Origin of the sequence: Escherichia sp. WS338, assembly GCF_046486405.1 — a bacterium.
GTDB classification, from domain to species: domain Bacteria; phylum Pseudomonadota; class Gammaproteobacteria; order Enterobacterales; family Enterobacteriaceae; genus Escherichia; species Escherichia coli.
Genome location: NZ_JBJQLL010000005.1, coordinates 174924 through 193941, shown reverse-complemented (window position 1 = coordinate 193941; position 19018 = coordinate 174924). Strand labels below are relative to the sequence as shown.

At 50.4% G+C, this 19018-nt stretch carries 18 protein-coding genes; 15 read left to right on the top strand and 3 right to left on the bottom strand.

The genetic code is table 11. The annotated features are described in order from the left end of the window. Positions 1 to 438: 438 nt before the first annotated feature. The 7 genes from astC to ves all read left to right on the top strand — a co-directional run bounded on the left by astC (position 439) and on the right by ves (position 8059). Positions 439 to 1659 (top strand): succinylornithine/acetylornithine transaminase, encoded by a 1221-nt coding sequence (gene astC, locus ACJHWT_RS06450; RefSeq protein WP_000082012.1) that lies wholly within the window; start codon positions 439 to 441, stop codon positions 1657 to 1659. Beyond that, positions 1656 to 2690 carry an arginine N-succinyltransferase gene (gene astA, locus ACJHWT_RS06445; RefSeq protein ID WP_000989455.1) on the top strand — a complete coding sequence of 345 codons (1035 nt, stop codon included), beginning with the start codon at positions 1656 to 1658 and terminating at the stop codon, positions 2688 to 2690. The genes astC and astA overlap by 4 nt, the downstream gene beginning before the upstream one ends. Further along, on the top strand, positions 2687 to 4165 hold the full coding sequence (astD, locus tag ACJHWT_RS06440) for a succinylglutamate-semialdehyde dehydrogenase (RefSeq protein WP_000177336.1): 1479 nt from the start codon (positions 2687 to 2689) through the stop codon (positions 4163 to 4165). Before astA ends, astD begins: the two co-directional genes overlap by 4 nt. Beyond that, positions 4162 to 5505, top strand: a complete 1344-nt coding sequence (astB, locus tag ACJHWT_RS06435) for an N-succinylarginine dihydrolase (RefSeq protein ID WP_000994949.1) — start codon at positions 4162 to 4164, stop codon at positions 5503 to 5505. Before astD ends, astB begins: the two co-directional genes overlap by 4 nt. Further along, positions 5498 to 6466: a succinylglutamate desuccinylase gene (gene astE, locus ACJHWT_RS06430; RefSeq protein ID WP_000368506.1), complete on the top strand. Its 969-nt coding sequence runs from the start codon at positions 5498 to 5500 to the stop codon at positions 6464 to 6466. Before astB ends, astE begins: the two co-directional genes overlap by 8 nt. Before the next feature lie 329 nt (positions 6467 to 6795). Next, a complete protein-coding gene (spy, locus tag ACJHWT_RS06425; RefSeq protein ID WP_001228990.1) occupies positions 6796 to 7281 on the top strand; it encodes an ATP-independent periplasmic protein-refolding chaperone Spy in 486 nt (161 codons plus the stop codon). Positions 7282 to 7483: 202 nt separating this feature from the next. After that, positions 7484 to 8059 carry an environmental stress-induced protein Ves gene (gene ves, locus ACJHWT_RS06420; RefSeq protein WP_001317869.1) on the top strand — a complete coding sequence of 192 codons (576 nt, stop codon included), beginning with the start codon at positions 7484 to 7486 and terminating at the stop codon, positions 8057 to 8059. Here the strand turns inward: ves and cho are convergent. Both cho and nadE read right to left on the bottom strand, forming a co-directional pair. Continuing rightward, positions 8019 to 8906, bottom strand: a complete 888-nt coding sequence (gene cho, locus ACJHWT_RS06415) for an excinuclease Cho (protein WP_000252384.1) — start codon at positions 8904 to 8906, stop codon at positions 8019 to 8021. The two genes, ves and cho, sit on opposite strands and share 41 nt — an antisense overlap. 229 nt (positions 8907 to 9135) lie before the next feature. After that, positions 9136 to 9963, bottom strand: a complete 828-nt coding sequence (gene nadE / locus ACJHWT_RS06410) for an ammonia-dependent NAD(+) synthetase (RefSeq protein WP_000175017.1) — start codon at positions 9961 to 9963, stop codon at positions 9136 to 9138. Between the two features lie 201 nt (positions 9964 to 10164). Between nadE and osmE the strand changes: the two genes are divergently transcribed. From osmE to chbG, 7 genes are all read left to right on the top strand, one after another. Next, positions 10165 to 10503, top strand: coding sequence for an osmotically-inducible lipoprotein OsmE (gene osmE, locus ACJHWT_RS06405; RefSeq protein ID WP_001039046.1), 339 nt, complete (start codon positions 10165 to 10167; stop codon positions 10501 to 10503). A gap of 298 nt (positions 10504 to 10801) precedes the next feature. Next, on the top strand, positions 10802 to 11122 hold the full coding sequence (gene chbB, locus ACJHWT_RS06400; protein ID WP_000412169.1) for a PTS N,N'-diacetylchitobiose transporter subunit IIB: 321 nt from the start codon (positions 10802 to 10804) through the stop codon (positions 11120 to 11122). A gap of 84 nt (positions 11123 to 11206) precedes the next feature. Next, the gene (gene chbC, locus ACJHWT_RS06395) at positions 11207 to 12565 is read left to right on the top strand and encodes a PTS N,N'-diacetylchitobiose transporter subunit IIC (protein ID WP_000073024.1); all 1359 of its coding nucleotides are present in this window, start codon (positions 11207 to 11209) and stop codon (positions 12563 to 12565) included. A 50-nt stretch (positions 12566 to 12615) separates the two neighbouring features. After that, positions 12616 to 12966 carry a PTS N,N'-diacetylchitobiose transporter subunit IIA gene (gene chbA / locus ACJHWT_RS06390; RefSeq protein WP_000968919.1) on the top strand — a complete coding sequence of 117 codons (351 nt, stop codon included), beginning with the start codon at positions 12616 to 12618 and terminating at the stop codon, positions 12964 to 12966. 7 nt (positions 12967 to 12973) lie between these two features. Then, the gene (gene chbR, locus ACJHWT_RS06385) at positions 12974 to 13816 is read left to right on the top strand and encodes a transcriptional regulator ChbR (protein ID WP_000983641.1); all 843 of its coding nucleotides are present in this window, start codon (positions 12974 to 12976) and stop codon (positions 13814 to 13816) included. A gap of 103 nt (positions 13817 to 13919) precedes the next feature. Next, on the top strand, positions 13920 to 15272 hold the full coding sequence (celF, locus tag ACJHWT_RS06380) for a 6-phospho-beta-glucosidase (RefSeq protein WP_000078751.1): 1353 nt from the start codon (positions 13920 to 13922) through the stop codon (positions 15270 to 15272). Positions 15273 to 15284: 12 nt separating this feature from the next. Further along, entirely contained in the window at positions 15285 to 16043 is a 759-nt protein-coding gene (gene chbG, locus ACJHWT_RS06375) for a chitin disaccharide deacetylase (protein WP_000440426.1), read from the top strand. Between the two features lie 257 nt (positions 16044 to 16300). Here the strand turns inward: chbG and katE are convergent, their stop codons facing one another. Then, positions 16301 to 18562 carry a catalase HPII gene (katE, locus tag ACJHWT_RS06370; RefSeq protein WP_000077869.1) on the bottom strand — a complete coding sequence of 754 codons (2262 nt, stop codon included), beginning with the start codon at positions 18560 to 18562 and terminating at the stop codon, positions 16301 to 16303. Positions 18563 to 18744: 182 nt separating this feature from the next. Between katE and cedA the strand changes: the two genes are divergently transcribed. Beyond that, positions 18745 to 19008 (top strand): cell division activator CedA, encoded by a 264-nt coding sequence (cedA, locus tag ACJHWT_RS06365; RefSeq protein WP_001241562.1) that lies wholly within the window; start codon positions 18745 to 18747, stop codon positions 19006 to 19008. Positions 19009 to 19018: the final 10 nt, after the last annotated feature.

Genomic DNA, 19018 nt, shown 5'->3' with positions numbered 1-19018 from the left:
GCCATTTATTCAGATAAAGAGTGCGTGGATGGTAGCAGAATTTCGCTTTGCGTACCGCCTGTTGTTAAGTGATTTGATCGATGGTTGTTAATGATGTCAACGATGGCGCAAAAAATGCCCGCTTTTGGTGCGCGTTGCGTCAGAATGGCGCAGTAATTTCCAGTAAATTTCGTCAATGATCACAATTCCAGAATTATATTTTACTTCTGCATAACATTGCGTTTTTTATTCTTTTTATTCACCCACATCGCAAACGTATTCACTTTATATGCACTTTAAATGCATATGGTTTGGTTATAACTCCTTGATTTCCAGTTAGCCTCCGCCGTTTATGCACTTTTATCACTGGCTGGCACGAACCCTGCAATCTACATTTACAGCGCAAACATTACTTATTATTAACATATAAATAACGAATTATTTACTGTAGAGGTCGCTATGTCTCAGCCAATTACGCGTGAAAACTTTGATGAATGGATGATACCTGTTTACGCTCCGGCACCGTTTATACCGGTACGTGGCGAAGGTTCGCGCTTGTGGGATCAGCAGGGGAAAGAGTATATCGACTTCGCGGGTGGCATTGCGGTGAACGCGCTGGGCCATGCGCATCCGGAACTGCGTGAGGCGCTGAACGAACAGGCGAGTAAGTTCTGGCATACCGGCAACGGTTACACCAACGAGCCGGTACTGCGACTGGCGAAAAAATTGATCGACGCCACGTTTGCCTATCGCGTCTTCTTTTGTAACTCCGGTGCGGAAGCCAACGAAGCGGCGCTAAAACTGGCGCGTAAATTCGCTCACGACCGCTACGGCAGCCATAAGAGCGGTATCGTGGCGTTTAAAAATGCGTTTCATGGTCGCACGCTGTTTACCGTCAGTGCGGGCGGTCAGCCAGCCTATTCACAGGATTTTGCGCCACTGCCGCCGGATATTCGTCATGCCGCATATAACGATATTAACTCTGCCAGCGCGCTGATTGACGACTCTACCTGTGCGGTGATTGTCGAACCCATCCAGGGGGAAGGCGGTGTGGTGCCAGCAAGCAACGCATTTTTACAAGGTCTGCGTGAATTGTGTGACCGCCACAATGCGCTGTTGATTTTTGATGAAGTACAAACCGGCGTCGGGCGCACCGGGGAACTGTATGCCTATATGCACTACGGCGTGACGCCCGATCTGTTAACTACCGCCAAAGCACTGGGCGGCGGTTTCCCCGTTGGCGCTCTGTTGGCAACCGAAGAATGCGCCAGCGTGATGACCGTGGGCACACATGGTACCACTTATGGCGGTAATCCGCTGGCCTCGGCGGTGGCAGGTAAAGTGCTGGATCTCATCAACACGCCAGAGATGCTTAATGGCGTTAAACAGCGTCACGACTGGTTTGTTGAGCGTCTTAATACCATTAATCACCGCTGCGGTTTGTTCAGTGAAATTCGCGGATTAGGTCTGCTGATTGGCTGTGTGCTGAATGCGGATTACGCCGGGCAAGCGAAACAAATTTCTCAGGAGGCGGCGAAAGCGGGCGTGATGGTACTGATTGCGGGTGGCAATGTGGTGCGTTTTGCGCCTGCGCTCAATGTCAGCGAAGAAGAGGTGACGACCGGGCTGGATCGTTTTGCTGTGGCCTGTGAACGCTTTGTGAGCGGAGGTTCATCATGATGGTCATCCGTCCCGTTGAACGCACTGATGTCTCAGCGTTAATGCAGCTTGCCAGCAAAACGGGCGGCGGCCTGACGTCGCTTCCCGCCAATGAAGCCACGCTTTCGGCGCGTATCGAAAGGGCAATCAAAACCTGGCAAGGCGAACTGCCCAAAAGTGAGCAGGGCTATGTGTTCGTGCTGGAAGATAGCGAGACAGGCACAGTGGCGGGGATTTGTGCCATTGAGGTGGCAGTTGGGCTGAACGATCCCTGGTACAACTATCGCGTCGGCACGTTGGTTCACGCCTCAAAAGAGCTGAATGTCTATAACGCATTGCCGACGCTGTTTCTCAGTAACGATCACACCGGCAGCAGCGAGCTGTGCACGCTGTTTCTCGACCCGGAGTGGCGCAAAGAGGGCAACGGCTATTTGCTGTCGAAATCGCGCTTTATGTTTATGGCGGCTTTTCGCGACAAGTTTAATGACAAAGTGGTTGCTGAAATGCGCGGGGTGATTGACGAACACGGCTATTCACCGTTCTGGCAAAGCCTCGGTAAACGCTTCTTTTCGATGGATTTTAGCCGCGCCGATTTTCTCTGCGGCACCGGGCAAAAGGCGTTTATTGCAGAACTGATGCCGAAACATCCGATCTATACCCACTTTTTATCCCAGGAAGCCCAGGACGTCATCGGTCAGGTACATCCGCAAACCGCGCCTGCCCGTGCGGTGCTGGAGAAAGAAGGTTTTCGCTACCGTAACTATATCGACATCTTTGACGGCGGGCCGACACTTGAATGTGATATCGACCGCGTGCGCGCCATCCGTAAAAGTCGGCTGGTGGAAGTGGCAGAAGGGCAGCCTGCGCAGGGCGAATTCCCGGCCTGCCTGGTCGCCAATGAAAATTATCACCATTTCCGCGTGGTGCTGGTGCGTACCGATCCAGCGACCGAGCGTTTGATATTAACCGCTGCACAACTGGATGCTCTCAAATGCCACGCCGGGGATCGCGTTCGTCTGGTGCGCCTGTGCGCAGAGGAGAAAACAGCATGACTTTATGGATCAATGGTGACTGGGTTACGGGCCAGGGCGCATCGCGTGTGAAGCGTAATCCGGTATCGGGCGAGGTGTTATGGCAAGGCAATGATGCCGATGCCGCTCAGGTCGGGCAGGCTTGTCGGGCTGCCCGTGCGGCGTTTCCGCGCTGGGCGCGTCTCTCCTTTGGCGATCGTCAGGTAAGAGTTGAACGCTTTGCCGGATTGCTGGAAAGCAATAAAGCCGAATTAACCGCGATTATTGCCAGAGAAACGGGTAAGCCGCGCTGGGAAGCGGCAACCGAAGTGATGGCGATGATCAATAAAATCGCGATATCAATTAAGGCGTATCACGTTCGTACCGGCGAGCAGCGTAGTGAAATGCCGGACGGCGCGGCGAGCCTGCGACATCGCCCGCACGGCGTGCTGGCGGTGTTTGGGCCGTATAATTTCCCCGGTCATTTACCGAACGGACATATCGTTCCGGCATTGCTGGCAGGTAACACCATTATCTTTAAACCCAGCGAACTGACACCGTGGAGTGGCGAAGCGGTAATGCGTTTATGGCAGCAGGCTGGCTTGCCGCCGGGCGTGCTGAACCTGGTGCAGGGCGGGCGTGAAACGGGTCAGGCGCTGAGTGCGCTGGAGGATCTCGACGGCTTGCTGTTTACCGGCAGCGCCAATACCGGCTACCAGCTGCATCGCCAGCTTTCCGGTCAGCCGGAGAAAATTCTCGCCCTTGAGATGGGCGGTAATAACCCGCTAATTATCGATGAGGTGGCGGATATCGATGCCGCTGTCCATCTGACCATTCAGTCGGCGTTTGTCACTGCCGGGCAACGCTGCACCTGCGCCCGCCGTTTATTGCTGAAAAGTGGAACGCAGGGCGATGCATTTCTTGCTCGCCTGGTTGCCGTCAGCCAGCGGTTAACGCCGGGCCGTTGGGATGACGAACCGCAGCCGTTTATTGGCGGGCTGATTTCTGAGCAGGCCGCACAGCAGGTGGTTACTGCCTGGCAGGAACTGGAGGCGATGGGCGGACGGACCCTGCTTGCGCCGCGCTTATTACAAGCAGGGACATCGTTGCTGACGCCGGGGATCATTGAAATGACAGGCGTTACTGGCGTGCCGGATGAAGAAGTGTTTGGGCCGTTATTGCGCGTCTGGCGTTATGACAATTTCGATGAAGCGATTCGAATGGCGAATAACACTCGCTTCGGCCTCTCTTGCGGTCTGGTTTCCCCCGAGCGGGAAAAATTCGATCAACTGTTGCTGGAGGCACGGGCGGGGATTGTTAACTGGAACAAACCGCTTACCGGTGCTGCCAGTACCGCGCCATTCGGCGGCATTGGCGCTTCCGGTAACCATCGCCCCAGCGCCTGGTATGCCGCAGATTATTGTGCCTGGCCGATGGCAAGTCTGGAGTCGGACTCGTTAACATTGCCCGCAACGCTTAACCCCGGGCTGGATTTTTCCGATGAGGTGGTGCGATGAACGCCTGGGAAATCAATTTCGACGGGCTGGTAGGGCTGACGCATCATTACGCGGGCCTGTCGTTTGGTAATGAAGCCTCCACCCGTCACCGTTTTCAGGTCTCTAACCCGCGACTGGCGGCGAAGCAGGGCTTACTGAAAATGAAAGCCCTTGCCGACGCGGGATTCCCCCAGGCGGTGATCCCGCCGCACGAGCGTCCGTTTATTCCGGTGCTGCGTCAGTTGGGATTCAGCGGCAGCGATGAGCAGGTACTGGAAAAGGTTGCCCGCCAGGCACCGCACTGGCTTTCCAGCGTCAGCTCCGCTTCGCCAATGTGGGTAGCCAATGCGGCAACGATCGCGCCATCTGCCGATACGCTGGATGGCAAAGTGCATCTCACCGTTGCCAACCTGAACAATAAATTTCACCGTTCGCTGGAAGCCCCCGTCACCGAATCGTTGTTAAAAGCGATTTTTAACGACGAAGAGAAATTTAGTGTCCATTCGGCGTTGCCGCAGGTAGCGTTGCTCGGTGATGAGGGGGCGGCAAACCACAATCGTCTCGGCGGTCATTACGGTGAACCGGGTATGCAACTTTTTGTCTACGGGCGAGAAGAAGGCAATGATACCCGGCCTTCCCGTTATCCGGCGCGGCAGACTCGCGAAGCCAGCGAGGCGGTGGCAAGGCTGAATCAGGTGAATCCCCAACAGGTGATTTTCGCCCAGCAAAACCCGGACGTTATCGACCAGGGCGTTTTTCATAATGACGTGATTGCCGTGAGTAACCGCCAGGTGCTGTTTTGCCATCAACAGGCGTTCGCTCGCCAGTCACAGTTACTGGCAAGCCTGCGTGCGCGGGTGAACGGTTTTATGGCGATAGAAGTTCCGGCGACTCAGGTTTCCGTGTCAGATGCGGTGTCTACATATCTGTTTAACAGCCAACTGCTGAGCCGCGATGATGGTTCCATGATGTTGGTGCTGCCTCAGGAGTGTCGGAAACACGCCGGAGTATGGGGTTATCTCAATGAACTCCTTGCCGCTGACAACCCGATTAGCGAACTAAAAGTCTTTGATTTACGTGAAAGCATGGCGAATGGCGGCGGCCCGGCGTGCCTGCGGTTGCGCGTGGTATTGACAGAAGAAGAACGCCGGGCGGTGAATCCGGCGGTGATGATGAACGATACGCTGTTTAATGCGCTCAATGACTGGGTGGATCGTTACTACCGCGATCGCCTTACTGCTGCCGATCTGGCCGACCCGCAATTGCTGCGCGAAGGGCGGGAAGCACTGGATGTATTGAGCCAATTACTGAATCTCGGTTCGGTTTATCCGTTCCAGCGCGAGGGAGGGGGAAATGGATAATTTTCTTGCTCTGACCTTAACGGGTAAAAAACCGGTTATCACCGAGCGAGAAATCAACGGCGTTCGCTGGCGCTGGCTGGGCGATGGCGTGCTGGAACTGACGCCATTAACGCCACCGCAAGGCGCACTGGTGATTTCAGCGGGGATCCACGGTAATGAGACGGCTCCTGTGGAAATGCTGGACGCGTTGCTTGGCGCGATATCTCACGGCGAGATCCCGTTACGTTGGCGGTTGCTGGTGATCCTCGGGAATCCTCCTGCGCTGAAGCAAGGGAAACGTTATTGCCATAGCGATATGAACCGAATGTTTGGCGGTCGTTGGCAGCTATTTGCTGAAAGCGGGGAAACCTGTCGGGCGCGCGAACTGGAGCAGTGCCTGGAAGATTTTTATGACCAGGGCAAAGAATCTGTGCGCTGGCACCTTGATCTACATACCGCAATTCGTGGCTCCTTGCATCCGCAGTTCGGTGTATTACCGCAACGCGACATTCCCTGGGACGAGAAATTTCTGACGTGGCTGGGTGCGGCGGGGCTGGAGGCGCTGGTATTCCATCAGGAGCCTGGTGGTACGTTTACCCATTTCAGCGCCAGACATTTTGGCGCGCTGGCCTGTACGCTGGAACTCGGCAAAGCGTTGCCCTTTGGACAAAACGATCTTCGCCAGTTTGCAGTCACTGCCAGCGCAATTGCTGCGCTGCTATCTGGTGAGAGTGTCGGTATCGTGAGAACGCCGCCGCTCCGTTATCGGGTGGTTTCGCAAATTACTCGCCACTCGCCGTCCTTCGAAATGCATATGGCAAGTGACACGCTGAATTTTATGCCGTTTGAGAAAGGAACATTGCTGGCGCAGGACGGGGAGGAACGTTTTACCGTAACCCATGATGTAGAGTATGTGTTATTCCCTAATCCTTTGGTAGCGTTGGGATTACGCGCGGGATTAATGCTCGAAAAAATAAGCTAATACTTACCCGCAGAAATCATTCTGCGGGTATTAAGTTACTTTCTTATAAATTAATACAGATTAATCCTGGTTATTTGCTTTATTTATCACCAGTCATCCGGTATAGTTCTTCATAATCTCTGCAAAATCATCGTGTTGTAATATTCTCTCATTACTCTCCATCAAATTTTCTTTTTTTCTCCATAATTGGCGCAAAAGTGTTTTTTACACTTTCATTGTTTTACCGTTGCTCTGATTAATTGACGCTAAAGTCAGTAAAGTTAATCTCGTCAACACGGCACGCTACTTAAGAAAGCCGTAATAAATAACTGAAAGGAAGGATATAGAATATGCGTAAATTAACTGCACTGTTTGTTGCCTCTACCTTGGCTCTTGGCGCGGCTAACCTGGCCCATGCCGCAGACACCACTACCTCAGCACCGGCTGACGCGAAGCCGATGATGCACCACAAAGGCAAGTTCGGTCCGCATCAGGACATGATGTTCAAAGACCTGAACCTGACCGACGCGCAGAAACAGCAGATCCGCGAAATCATGAAAGGCCAGCGTGACCAGATGAAACGTCCGCCGCTGGAAGAACGCCGCGCAATGCATGACATCATTGCCAGCGATACCTTCGATAAAGCAAAAGCTGAAGCGCAGATCGCAAAAATGGAAGAACAGCGCAAAGCTAACATGCTGGCGCACATGGAAACCCAGAACAAGATTTACAACATCCTGACGCCGGAACAGAAAAAGCAATTTAATGCTAATTTTGAGAAGCGTCTGACAGAACGTCCAGCGGCAAAAGGTAAAATGCCTGCAACTGCTGAATAATCTTTCAGCCAAAAAACGTAAGACCGCCGGTCTTGTCCACTACCTTGCAGTAATGCGGTGGACAGGATCGGCGGTTTTCTTTTTTGTTCTCAAACAGATGCAAAAAAAGCCTGATCGCCACTAACGTAAATCACCCGAGTTGCCGATAACCATCCACGGTTACCTGAACGATAACAATGAAAAGAACGGGCCGGGAGCGAGTATGGAATACTTTGATATGCGTAAATTGTCGGTGAATTTGTGGCGAAACGCTGCCGGTGAAACGCGCGAAATTTGCACTTTCCCACCGGCAAAACGTGATTTTTACTGGCGTGCCAGCATTGCATCCATCGCGGCGAATGGGGAGTTTTCTTTGTTTCCTGGTATGGAAAGGATAGTGACGTTGCTGGAAGGCGGCGAGATGTTCCTTGAAAGCGCAGACCGCTTTAACCATACCCTAAAGCCGTTACAGCCTTTTGCCTTTGCGGCGGACCAGGTGGTTAAAGCGAAACTGACGGCAGGGCAGATGTCGATGGATTTCAACATCATGACACGCCTGGATGTCTGTAAGGCGAAAGTCAGAATTGCCGAACGTACGTTTACTACCTTTGGCTCACGCGGCGGGGTGGTGTTTGTGATTAACGGCGCGTGGCAACTGGGCGATAAACTGCTCACTACCGACCAGGGCGCGTGCTGGTTCGATGGCAGGCACACCCTGCGGCTTTTACAACCGCAAGGTAAACTGTTGTTCAGTGAAATCAACTGGCTTGCTGGTTATTCACCGGATCAAGTTCAGTAATTTCATAGTTACCGGAAAGCAGCGGCTTACAAAGAATTTTATAACCGTCGTGATCAAACCCGGCGGGTGCCCGAATTAACGTTGTCGCTTCTTCCAGCGAATTAACCGCCCCCAGCCACAGCCAGTTTTGAATAATATGATATTGAGTCATTTCCGGGTGCTGTTCTTTCAGCGCCACCGCACCATTCCACGGCCAACAAACTACTCGCAAACGTTCCAGAGACTGGCGCAAACGTAGCGCATGTTCCTCATGGCTCTCTTTACCGCAACACGCCCCAGCGCAACGTTTTAATGCAGAACGAAAACAAGCACGCCCGCGGCTTAACGGTTCCAGTCCCAGCAGGCCATAACAAAGTTTTTGTTCATCAGCGATGCTCTGCAATGCTTGCAAAGCTGCGCGCCTATTGGCAAACAGGCCAAACAAGTTGGGGGCTCGTGAAAAATCCACCTCTTTGGCATACACCACATCGACGCGCTTTTCATTTAATTGCAGGGCACAGAGCTGGCGATTGCGGCGCAACCGTTTATTAAACAGCGGCTGTTGTTCTTTGATTAATCGCGCTTCAAGGAGCAGAGCGCCGATTTCGCCTGCGGTGCAGATCCAGCTAATTCGCCGGGATTGCCGTAGCATGGCGGCTTCATCCGGGGTGCGTAAATGAGAAAGCACCCGACTGCGGATATTAACGCTTTTGCCGATATAGAGCGGCATGGTGTCACTTTCGCCATGAAACAGATACACCCCTGGTCGGGTGGGTAAGTCATTAAGGAATGAACGTAAATGTTCGGGATATTCATAAATTGCCGCAGCTTCAAATTCGAGCCGCGGAGAAGTTAAACGCCGTACCACTGTTGACTCCGAATGCTGGTTATCTATCCAGTGTAACAGGCGGAGAGCGATTAAAAAAGAGGCGGGTCGATGACAAAGGTTACACCGTCTGACGTGCTACGCCTGTCAGGCCTATTCGACTCCTGCAATGTATTGAATTTGCATAGTTTTGTAGGTCGAGTAAGGCGTTCACGCCGCATCCGGCGTGAACAAAGTACTCTTTTTCGCACAAACCAATATGTGCAAATTATTACTTTTTCCAGAAATCATCGAAAACGGTAATTGGCGGACGGCGTTTATGTTCGGTTTTCAGATACCAGTTCTCTATTGTTCTGGCGACCTGTTCAGGTAGGTTTTTCCCTTCCAGATAGTCGTCGATATTGTCATAGGTCACGCCGAGTGCCACTTCATCTGGCAGAGAAGGGCGATCATCTTCCAGATCGGCCGTTGGGGCTTTCTTATAAAGGTGTTCCGGGCAACCTAATGCCGCCAGTAACTGTTTACCCTGGCGTTTGTTGAGACGATACAGCGGATTAATATCCGTACCGCCGTCACCATATTTAGTGAAGAATCCGGTAATGGCTTCTGCAGCATGATCGGTGCCCACCACGACACCGCTGGTCATACCCGCAATGCTATATTGTGCTTTCATCCGCTCACGCGCTTTTTCATTGCCACGGACAAAATCACTTAATTCAATACCCGCTTCGCGCAGCGCCTGTTCGCTGGCCAATACCGCGCCCTTGATATTAACGGTTAATACGCGATCCGGTTGAATAAAGGCAATGGCATCCTGGCAATCTTGTTCGTCGGCCTGAACACCATAGGGCAGGCGTACGGCAATAAATTGCAGTGATTCGTTGCCGGTCTCCTGGCGCAGCTCATTAATCGCCATCTGGCACAGCTTACCGGCAAGCGTGGAGTCCTGACCGCCGCTGATCCCGAGCACCAGTGATTTAATGAACGGATAAGTTTGCAGGTAGCTTTTCAGAAAATCGATACTACGACGAATTTCCTCTTCAGCATTAATCTGCGGTTTTGCGCCCAGCGCCTTTATTATTTGTTGTTGCAATGTCATTGAACCCCTCCAGACAGAAAAGACAAAACTTCCTTAAAGCTAACCCGTTGCTACTGAAACGACAAGCGACAGCGGGCTGAATGGTGGTTAAAACGTCATACAGGAATCCTCTGAAAGCGGAGCCGTTTCGTTCACGGGCTTGAAAAAGCGCCCAATGTATTCCAGGCTTATCTAACACGCTGATAAACAAGAGGACGGAATATGAACAAGAATATGGCAGGAATTCTGAGTGCAGCGGCGGTATTAACCATGCTGGCGGGTTGTACGGCTTATGATCGTACCAAAGACCAGTTTGTACAGCCTGTGGTGAAAGACGTCAAAAAAGGCATGAGCCGGGCGCAGGTTGCACAAATTGCGGGTAAACCTTCGTCTGAAGTGAGCATGATCCATGCTCGTGGTACTTGCCAGACCTACATCCTGGGTCAACGTGATGGTAAAGCAGAAACCTACTTTGTCGCGTTAGATGATACCGGACATGTCATCAACTCCGGTTATCAGACCTGTGCTGAATACGACACTGATCCACAGGCTACGAAGTAATCACTTCGCCTGAAAGCTTGAGTAACAACGGAAACCGGCCATTGCGCCGGTTTTTTTTGGCCTGAGTTCTTAATTATCTTCGCGAATTATTTGACCGAAATGTGAAGAGGGTCATAACCACAGGTCAAGGAGAGACAATTTATCAGGTCAAAGAAATACTATTGCTCAGGCCTATACCGTATACTCCTTTCAGCCACAAAAAAAGTCATGTTGGTTTCGCAAGTTACCCAGAGCATGGAAGCAGGTTAAGGCTTGCGGAGTGTCTGGCTGACAGATAATCGTCGATGAGGGCAGTTTTATGGAAAAGAAACACATTTATCTGTTTTGTTCTGCGGGCATGTCTACCTCTTTACTGGTATCAAAAATGCGCGCACAGGCAGAAAAATATGAAGTTCCGGTCATTATTGAAGCATTTCCGGAAACACTGGCTGGTGAAAAAGGTCAGAATGCCGATGTCGTGTTATTAGGGCCGCAGATTGCTTATATGTTGCCCGAAATCCAGCGTTTGTTACCCAACAAACCGGTTGAAGTAATTGACTCGCTGCTTTATGGCAAAGTCGATGGTTTAGGCGTGCTTAAGGCTGCGGTTGCAGCGATTAAAAAAGCCGCAGCAAATTAATTTATTTTAAATTTTCCCGTCAAAGAGTTATTTCATAAATCAATACCGCAATATTTAAATTGCGGTTTTTAAGGGTATTTTTCTATGAGTAATGTTATTGCATCGCTTGAAAAGGTACTCCTCCCTTTTGCAGTTAAAATAGGAAAGCAGCCACACGTTAATGCAATCAAAAATGGCTTTATTCGCTTAATGCCGTTAACCCTTGCGGGGGCCATGTTTGTATTAATTAACAACGTTTTTCTAAGCTTTGGGGAGGGGTCGTTTTTTTATTCCTTAGGTATTCGCCTGGATGCCTCAACCATTGAAACACTTAATGGTCTGAAAGGTATTGGCGGCAACGTATATAACGGAACATTAGGGATAATGTCTTTAATGGCACCGTTCTTTATTGGCATGGCGCTGGCAGAAGAGCGTAAAATCGATGCGCTGGCGGCCGGGTTGTTATCCGTTGCAGCATTTATGACCGTCACCCCATATAGTGTCGGTGAGGCCTATGCGGTTGGCGCAAACTGGTTAGGTGGGGCGAATATCATCTCCGGGATTATTATTGGCCTGGTGGTGGCAGAAATGTTTACCTTTATTGTCCACCGCAATTGGGTCATTAAATTGCCCGACAGCGTACCTGCTTCAGTATCGCGTTCCTTCTCGGCATTAATCCCCGGCTTTATTATTCTTTCCGTGATGGGGATTATTGCCTGGGCGTTGAATACCTGGGGCACCAACTTCCATCAGATCATTATGGATACCATCTCAACCCCACTGGCATCGTTGGGTAGCGTGGTGGGCTGGGCCTATGTGATCTTTGTTCCACTGCTCTGGTTCTTCGGTATTCATGGTGCGCTGGCGCTGACCGCACTGGACAACGGCATTATGACGCCTTGGGCGCTGGAAAATATCGCGACCTATCAGCAATATGGTTCCGTCGAAGCGGCGCTGGCAGCCGGTAAGACCTTCCATATCTGGGCCAAGCCGATGCTGGACTCCTTTATTTTCCTCGGTGGCAGTGGTGCGACTTTAGGCCTGATCCTGGCTATCTTTATCGCCTCTCGCCGTGCTGATTATCGTCAGGTGGCAAAACTGGCGCTGCCGTCCGGCATCTTCCAGATTAACGAACCGATTCTGTTTGGTCTGCCAATTATCATGAACCCGGTGATGTTTATCCCGTTTGTACTGGTACAACCGATTCTGGCGGCAATCACCCTCGCAGCGTACTACATGGGCATTATTCCTCCGGTGACCAATATTGCACCGTGGACCATGCCAACCGGTCTGGGAGCCTTCTTTAATACCAACGGTAGCGTCGCCGCATTGCTGGTCGCACTCTTCAACCTTGGCATCGCAACGTTAATTTATCTGCCCTTTGTTGTGGTCGCTAACAAAGCACAAAATGCGATTGATAAAGAAGAGAGCGAAGAAGATATCGCTAACGCACTGAAATTTTAATCGATGCCGGTACGGGTAATCGTGCCGGTAAGAAAAGAGAGGAACGATGTATGATGGATCTCGATAACATTCCCGATACGCAAACGGAAGCTGAAGAGCTGGAAGAAGTGGTGATGGGGCTTATCATCAACTCCGGACAAGCGCGCAGCCTGGCGTATGCGGCACTGAAACAGGCGAAGCAGGGCGATTTTGCCGCAGCAAAAGCCATGATGGATCAGTCACGGATGGCATTGAATGAAGCGCATCTGGTACAGACGAAACTGATTGAAGGCGATGCGGGTGAAGGTAAGATGAAAGTGAGTCTGGTGCTGGTCCACGCTCAGGATCATTTAATGACGTCCATGCTTGCGCGTGAACTGATTACTGAATTAATTGAGCTTCATGAAAAACTGAAGGCATAAGGAGTCGATGATGCAGCCAGTGATTAACGCGCCGGAAATTGCCACTGCCCGAGAACAGCAGTTGTTTAATGGCAAAAATTTCCATGTGTTTATCTACAATAAAACTGAGAGTATCAGCGGACTGCATCAGCACGACTATTATGAATTTACTCTGGTATTAACCGGGCGTTATTTCCAGGAGATTAACGGTAAGCGCGTGTTACTGGAACGGGGCGATTTTGTTTTTATTCCGTTAGGTTCGCACCATCAAAGTTTTTATGAATTTGGTGCCACGCGTATATTGAACGTTGGGATCAGTAAACGCTTTTTTGAGCAGCATTACCTGCCGTTGTTGCCTTATTGCTTTGTCGCTTCGCAGGTATACCGGACCAATAACGCTTTTCTCACCTATGTGGAAACAGTGATTTCTTCATTGAATTTCCGCGAAACAGGGCTGGAAGAGTTTGTTGAGATGGTTACTTTTTATGTCATTAACCGTTTACGTCATTACCGCGAAGAACAGGTGATTGATGATATACCGCAGTGGCTGAAAAGTACGGTAGAAAAGATGCATGATAAAGAGCAGTTTAGTGAATCGGCGCTGGAGAATATGGTGACGTTGTCAGCCAAATCACAGGAATATTTGACGCGAGCGACTCAACGATACTATGGTAAAACGCCAATGCAGATTATTAATGAAATCCGTATTAATTTTGCCAAAAAACAACTGGAAATGACCAACTATTCAGTGACGGATATTGCGTTTGAGGCCGGTTATAGTAGCCCGAGCTTGTTTATTAAAACGTTTAAGAAATTAACATCCTTTACGCCTAAGAGCTATCGTAAGAAATTGACTGAATTTAATCAGTAAGTCGTTATACCTGACAATTCACATATCTGTCCTGTTGCTGGATTATTTATGTCCGGGGGGCAGATATGCCAGATATCAGTATTCTGTACTGAAGGGAGAAATTATGAGCCAGAAATTAAAAGTCGTCACTATTGGTGGCGGGAGCAGCTATACCCCGGAGTTACTGGAAGGATTTATTAAGCGTTATCACGAATTGCCGGTCAGCGAATTATGGCTGGTGGATGTCGAAGGTGGTAAAGCGAAACTGGATATTATTTTTGATCTCTGCCAACGGATGATTGATAACGCTGGCGTCCCGATGAAGCTTTATAAAACGCTGGATCGCCGCGAAGCATTGAAAGATGCTGATTTCGTTACTACCCAACTGCGCGTTGGCCAATTACCGGCGCGCGAACTGGATGAACGTATTCCATTAAGTCATGGTTATCTTGGTCAGGAAACTAACGGTGCGGGCGGTCTGTTTAAAGGTCTGCGTACCATTCCGGTGATTTTTGACATCGTAAAAGATGTCGAAGAACTATGTCCGAATGCATGGGTGATTAACTTCACTAACCCGGCGGGAATGGTCACTGAAGCCGTTTATCGTCATACCGGATTTAAACGCTTTATCGGCGTGTGTAATATTCCGATCGGCATGAAGATGTTTATTCGCGATGTTCTGATGCTGAAAGACAGCGATGATTTATCTATCGATCTGTTCGGCCTCAACCATATGGTGTTCATTAAGGATGTGCTGGTAAATGGCAAATCACGCTTTGCCGAATTGCTTGATGGTGTGGCATCCGGGCAGTTAAAAGCATCTGGCGTTAAAAATATTTTCGATCTGCCATTTAGCGAAGGCTTAATTCGTTCTATGAATCTGTTGCCGTGTTCTTATTTGCTTTATTACTTCAAGCAAAAAGAGATGCTGGCTATTGAAATGGGCGAATACTACAAAGGCGGCGCACGAGCGCAGGTAGTACAGAAAGTCGAGAAACAACTTTTTGAGCTATATAAAAACCCGGAGTTGAAAGTTAAGCCGAAAGAACTGGAACAGCGCGGTGGGGCTTATTACTCTGATGCAGCGTGCGAAGTGATCAACGCTATCTACAACGACAAGCAAGCTGAACATTACGTTAATATCCCGCATCATGGGCATATTGATAATATTCCGGCAGACTGGGCGGTAGAAATGACCTGTACGCTGGGGCGCGATGGCGCGACGCCACATCCGCGCATTACGCATTTCGATGATAAAGTGATGGGGCTGATTCACACCATTAAAGGCTTCGAGATTGCTGCCAGCAACGCCGCACTTAGCGGAGAGTTTAACGATGTGTTACTGGCGCTAAACCTTAGTCCGTTGGTGCATTCCGATCGCGATGCTGAGCTGCTGGCACGCGAGATGATTCTGGCGCACGAGAAATGGTTGCCAAATTTTGCCGACTGCATCGCAGAGCTTAAAAAAGCACATTAACCGAGGCTGATTATGGAACGCTTACTGATTGTTAATGCCGATGATTTTGGCTTAAGCAAAGGTCAGAACTACGGCATTATCGAGGCCTGTCGCAATGGGATTGTCACATCGACGACGGCGCTGGTGAATGGGCAGGCTATTGACCATGCGGTGCAGTTGAGTCTTGATGAACCGAGTCTGGCCATAGGGATGCACTTTGTCCTTACTATGGGCAAGCCACTGACAGCTATGCCGGGGTTAACTCGCGATGGTGTGCTGGGAAAATGGATCTGGCAGTTGGCAGAAGAAGATGCTTTACCGCTGGAAGAAATTACTCAGGAGCTTGCCAGTCAGTATTTGCGTTTCATTGAGTTATTTGGACGCAAACCTACGCATCTTGATAGCCATCATCATGTGCATATGTTCCCGCAGATTTTCCCGATTGTGGCAAAGTTTGCGGCTGAAGAGGGGATTGCGTTGCGCATCGACCGTCAGCCGCTATCTAACGATGGTGATTTACCGGCTAATCTGCGCAGTTCGCAGGGATTCAGTAGCGCGTTTTATGGTGAAGAGATTAGCGAGACACTGTTCCTACAAGTGCTTGATGACTCCAGTCATCGCGGCGAGCGCTCTCTGGAAGTGATGTGCCACCCGGCGTTTATCGATAATACGATTCGCCAGAGTGCTTATTGCTTCCCGCGGTTAACGGAGCTGGATGTGTTGACATCAGCGTCGTTGAAAGGTGCTATCGCTCAGCGTGGTTATCGGTTGGGGTGTTATCGGGATGTGTAAGTGAGGATGTTTGCCAGATGCGGCGTGAACCTTGCATCCGGCGATTAATTCCTACAAAGGCGGCGTAACTGCGCCGCTTGAGACTGCTGACAAACGCAAAACTGCCTGATGCGCTTCGCTTATCAGGCCTACGTTTTTCCTGCAATATATTGAATTTGCACAGTTTTGTAGGCCGGATAAGGCGTTCACGCCGCATCCGACATAAACAAAGCGCACTATGTAAATCATTTGAGGCGGCGCAACTGCGCCGCCTCCCATCAGGCAGGAATTTTGTCAATCTTAGGAATGCGTGACCACACGCGGTGTGCTGCCATCAGCGTTAACAGTTCATCCATAAAACTACCATCGGCGCTGTCAGCTTCCACAATCCCTTCTTCACCCTGATCAGCGACCTTGATTCTTGCTTTAAACTTGCGCGCGTCTCCTGCCAGCGCAATCGGTTTAAGGTGTTTGTAGGCTTCCATCAGGTAGTAGTTGGCATCGCCGTTGTCAGCGATATCCGCGATATTGCCGCAAGGGACAATGACCGCATCGACCGTCAGCGAAGGTGCACCGGCAAAGGTAGCGGCTATAGGCAACACCGTACCGTCATCCGCAGTCACTTCACCCATTCGGGAGTAGAGCAATTTGGCATGAACGCCTTTGGCCTTCAGCGCCTTGAGAATGGCCAGAAGGTCTGCCGATCTCACTTCATCATTAAGTAAAATCGCTACCACGCGACCTTTCACATCACCGTCAGGAATGGCGTACAAACTTAAGGATGGATCCTTTTTCAGACCGTTGACGTCCGGAGGCGGGGTGATATTCAGCTGGTCGTCAGTCAGTTCGATACCGAGATTTTTCGCCACCGCCTGGGCCAGAGTGAGATCAATATGCGCCAGCTGGTCAACAACGCGCTCACGAATATACGGACGAACTACTTTGCTTAACTCAAAACTGAAACCATCGACAATATGGCGCTGCTCGAATGGCGTCTGACTTAGCCAGAACAGACGCGGATGGGAATAATATTCGCCAAACGATGGGCTGCGCTCGCGAACTTTATTGCCTTCCACGCGCTCCTGGTATGATTCAAAACCGCCGCGTTTCGGCCCCGGCGGTGTTTCGCGCGGCCAGTTATCGTTGATCGAGTTCGGTTCGTAATTCGCCGGGTTAGTGTCGATCCCCATACGATGCATGCCGTCACGCTGGAAATTATGGTAAGGGCAGGTCGGGCGGTTAATCGGAATCTCATGGAAATTTGGTCCGCCAAGACGACTGATTTGTGTATCGGTATAAGAGAACAAACGCCCCTGCAACAGCGGATCGTTGGTGAAATCCAGACCGGGGACAATATGCCCAGGATGGAAAGCCGCCTGTTCGTTTTCGGCAAAGAAGTTATCCGGATTGCGATTGAGCACCATCTTGCCGACACGCTGAACGGGCACCAGTTCTTCCGGGATAAGTTTAGTTGGATCAAGAAGGTCGAAGTCGAACTTAAATTCATCTTCCTCAGGAATCAACTGGAAGCCCAGTTCGTATTCCGGTAAATCGCCTGCTTCGATGGCTTCCCACAACTCGCGGCGGTGGAAGTCCGGGTCACGTCCGGTTAGTTTTTGTGCTTCATCCCAAACGAGTGAGGCTTTACCTGCCAGTGGTTTCCAGTGGAAACGTACGAACGTTGCCTTCCCTTCGGCATTAATCAGGCGGAAGGTGTGAATACCGAAGCCTTCCATGGTGCGGTAACTGCGCGGGATACCGCGATCCGACATCGCCCATATCACGTTGTGCAGAGTTTCAGGTTGCAGAGAAACGTAATCCCAGAAAGTATCGTGGGCGCTTTGCCCTTGTGGAATTGCCCAGTGTGGTTCTGGTTTTACCGCATGAACAAAATCAGGGAATTTATGCGCATCCTGGATAAAGAAGATTGGCGTGTTATTGCCAACAAGGTCAAAAATACCCTCTTCGGTATAGAACTTGGTGGCAAAGCCACGGATATCACGCACGGTATCGGCAGAGCCAGCACCACCCTGAACGGTAGAGAAACGTACAAATACTGGGGTGATTTTGTTCGGATCTGAGAGGAAATCTGCTTTGGTGATATCGCTTAAGCTTTTATATGGCTGGAAATAACCGTGAGCTGCTGATCCGCGTGCATGAACAATACGTTCCGGGATGCGCTCATGGTCAAAGTGAGTGATTTTCTCGCGCAGAATAAAATCTTCCAGCAGAGTTGGACCACGGCTACCGGCACGCAGTGAGTTTTGATCGTCGGCGATGCGCACGCCCTGATTAGTGGTCAGCGCATAATTTTCACTGCCTTTGCGTACGTCTTCCAGAGAATTAAGTTTTTCGTTACGCGTATCAGGGGCTTTCAGGCTCCCTGGGGCGGTAGGTTGTGCACCAGGCGGTGTTGGTTCAGCCGCTGGACGATGAGATCCGTCTTCAGGTGCCAGTGAGTCCATCCCCGGTTTCGCTTCGCTGGAATCGTGTAGTGGTGACTGGTGCTGATGTGGGTTCTTTTCGTTATGTTGCGACATTGAACTCGTCTCCTTAAATTATTACTGAAAGGGCCGCTGTTTTGGTCAAAAAACCCTCTAACTATAGACCACCAGCCAGATCCCGCTTCGGAAACTATTCTGGAAACGGTGTTATGAAATACACGCAAAGCGGGACGTACAGGGGCTAAATCGGCTAAACTACAGTTTTTCTGATTTTTAATATGCGTTTAGTGAAGCCAGTAATGAAGAAACCGCTCCGTCAGCAAAACCGCCAGATTATTAGCTATGTCCCACGCACGGAACCCGCGCCGCCAGAACATGCGATAAAGATGGATTCGTTTCGTGATGTCTGGATGCTGCGTGGCAAATATGTTGCGTTTGTACTGATGGGAGAGTCATTTCTGCGCTCACCGGCGTTTACTGTGCCTGAATCCGCCCAGCGTTGGGCAAATCAGATTCGTCAGGAAAATGAGGTCGAAGAATAAAAAAACACCT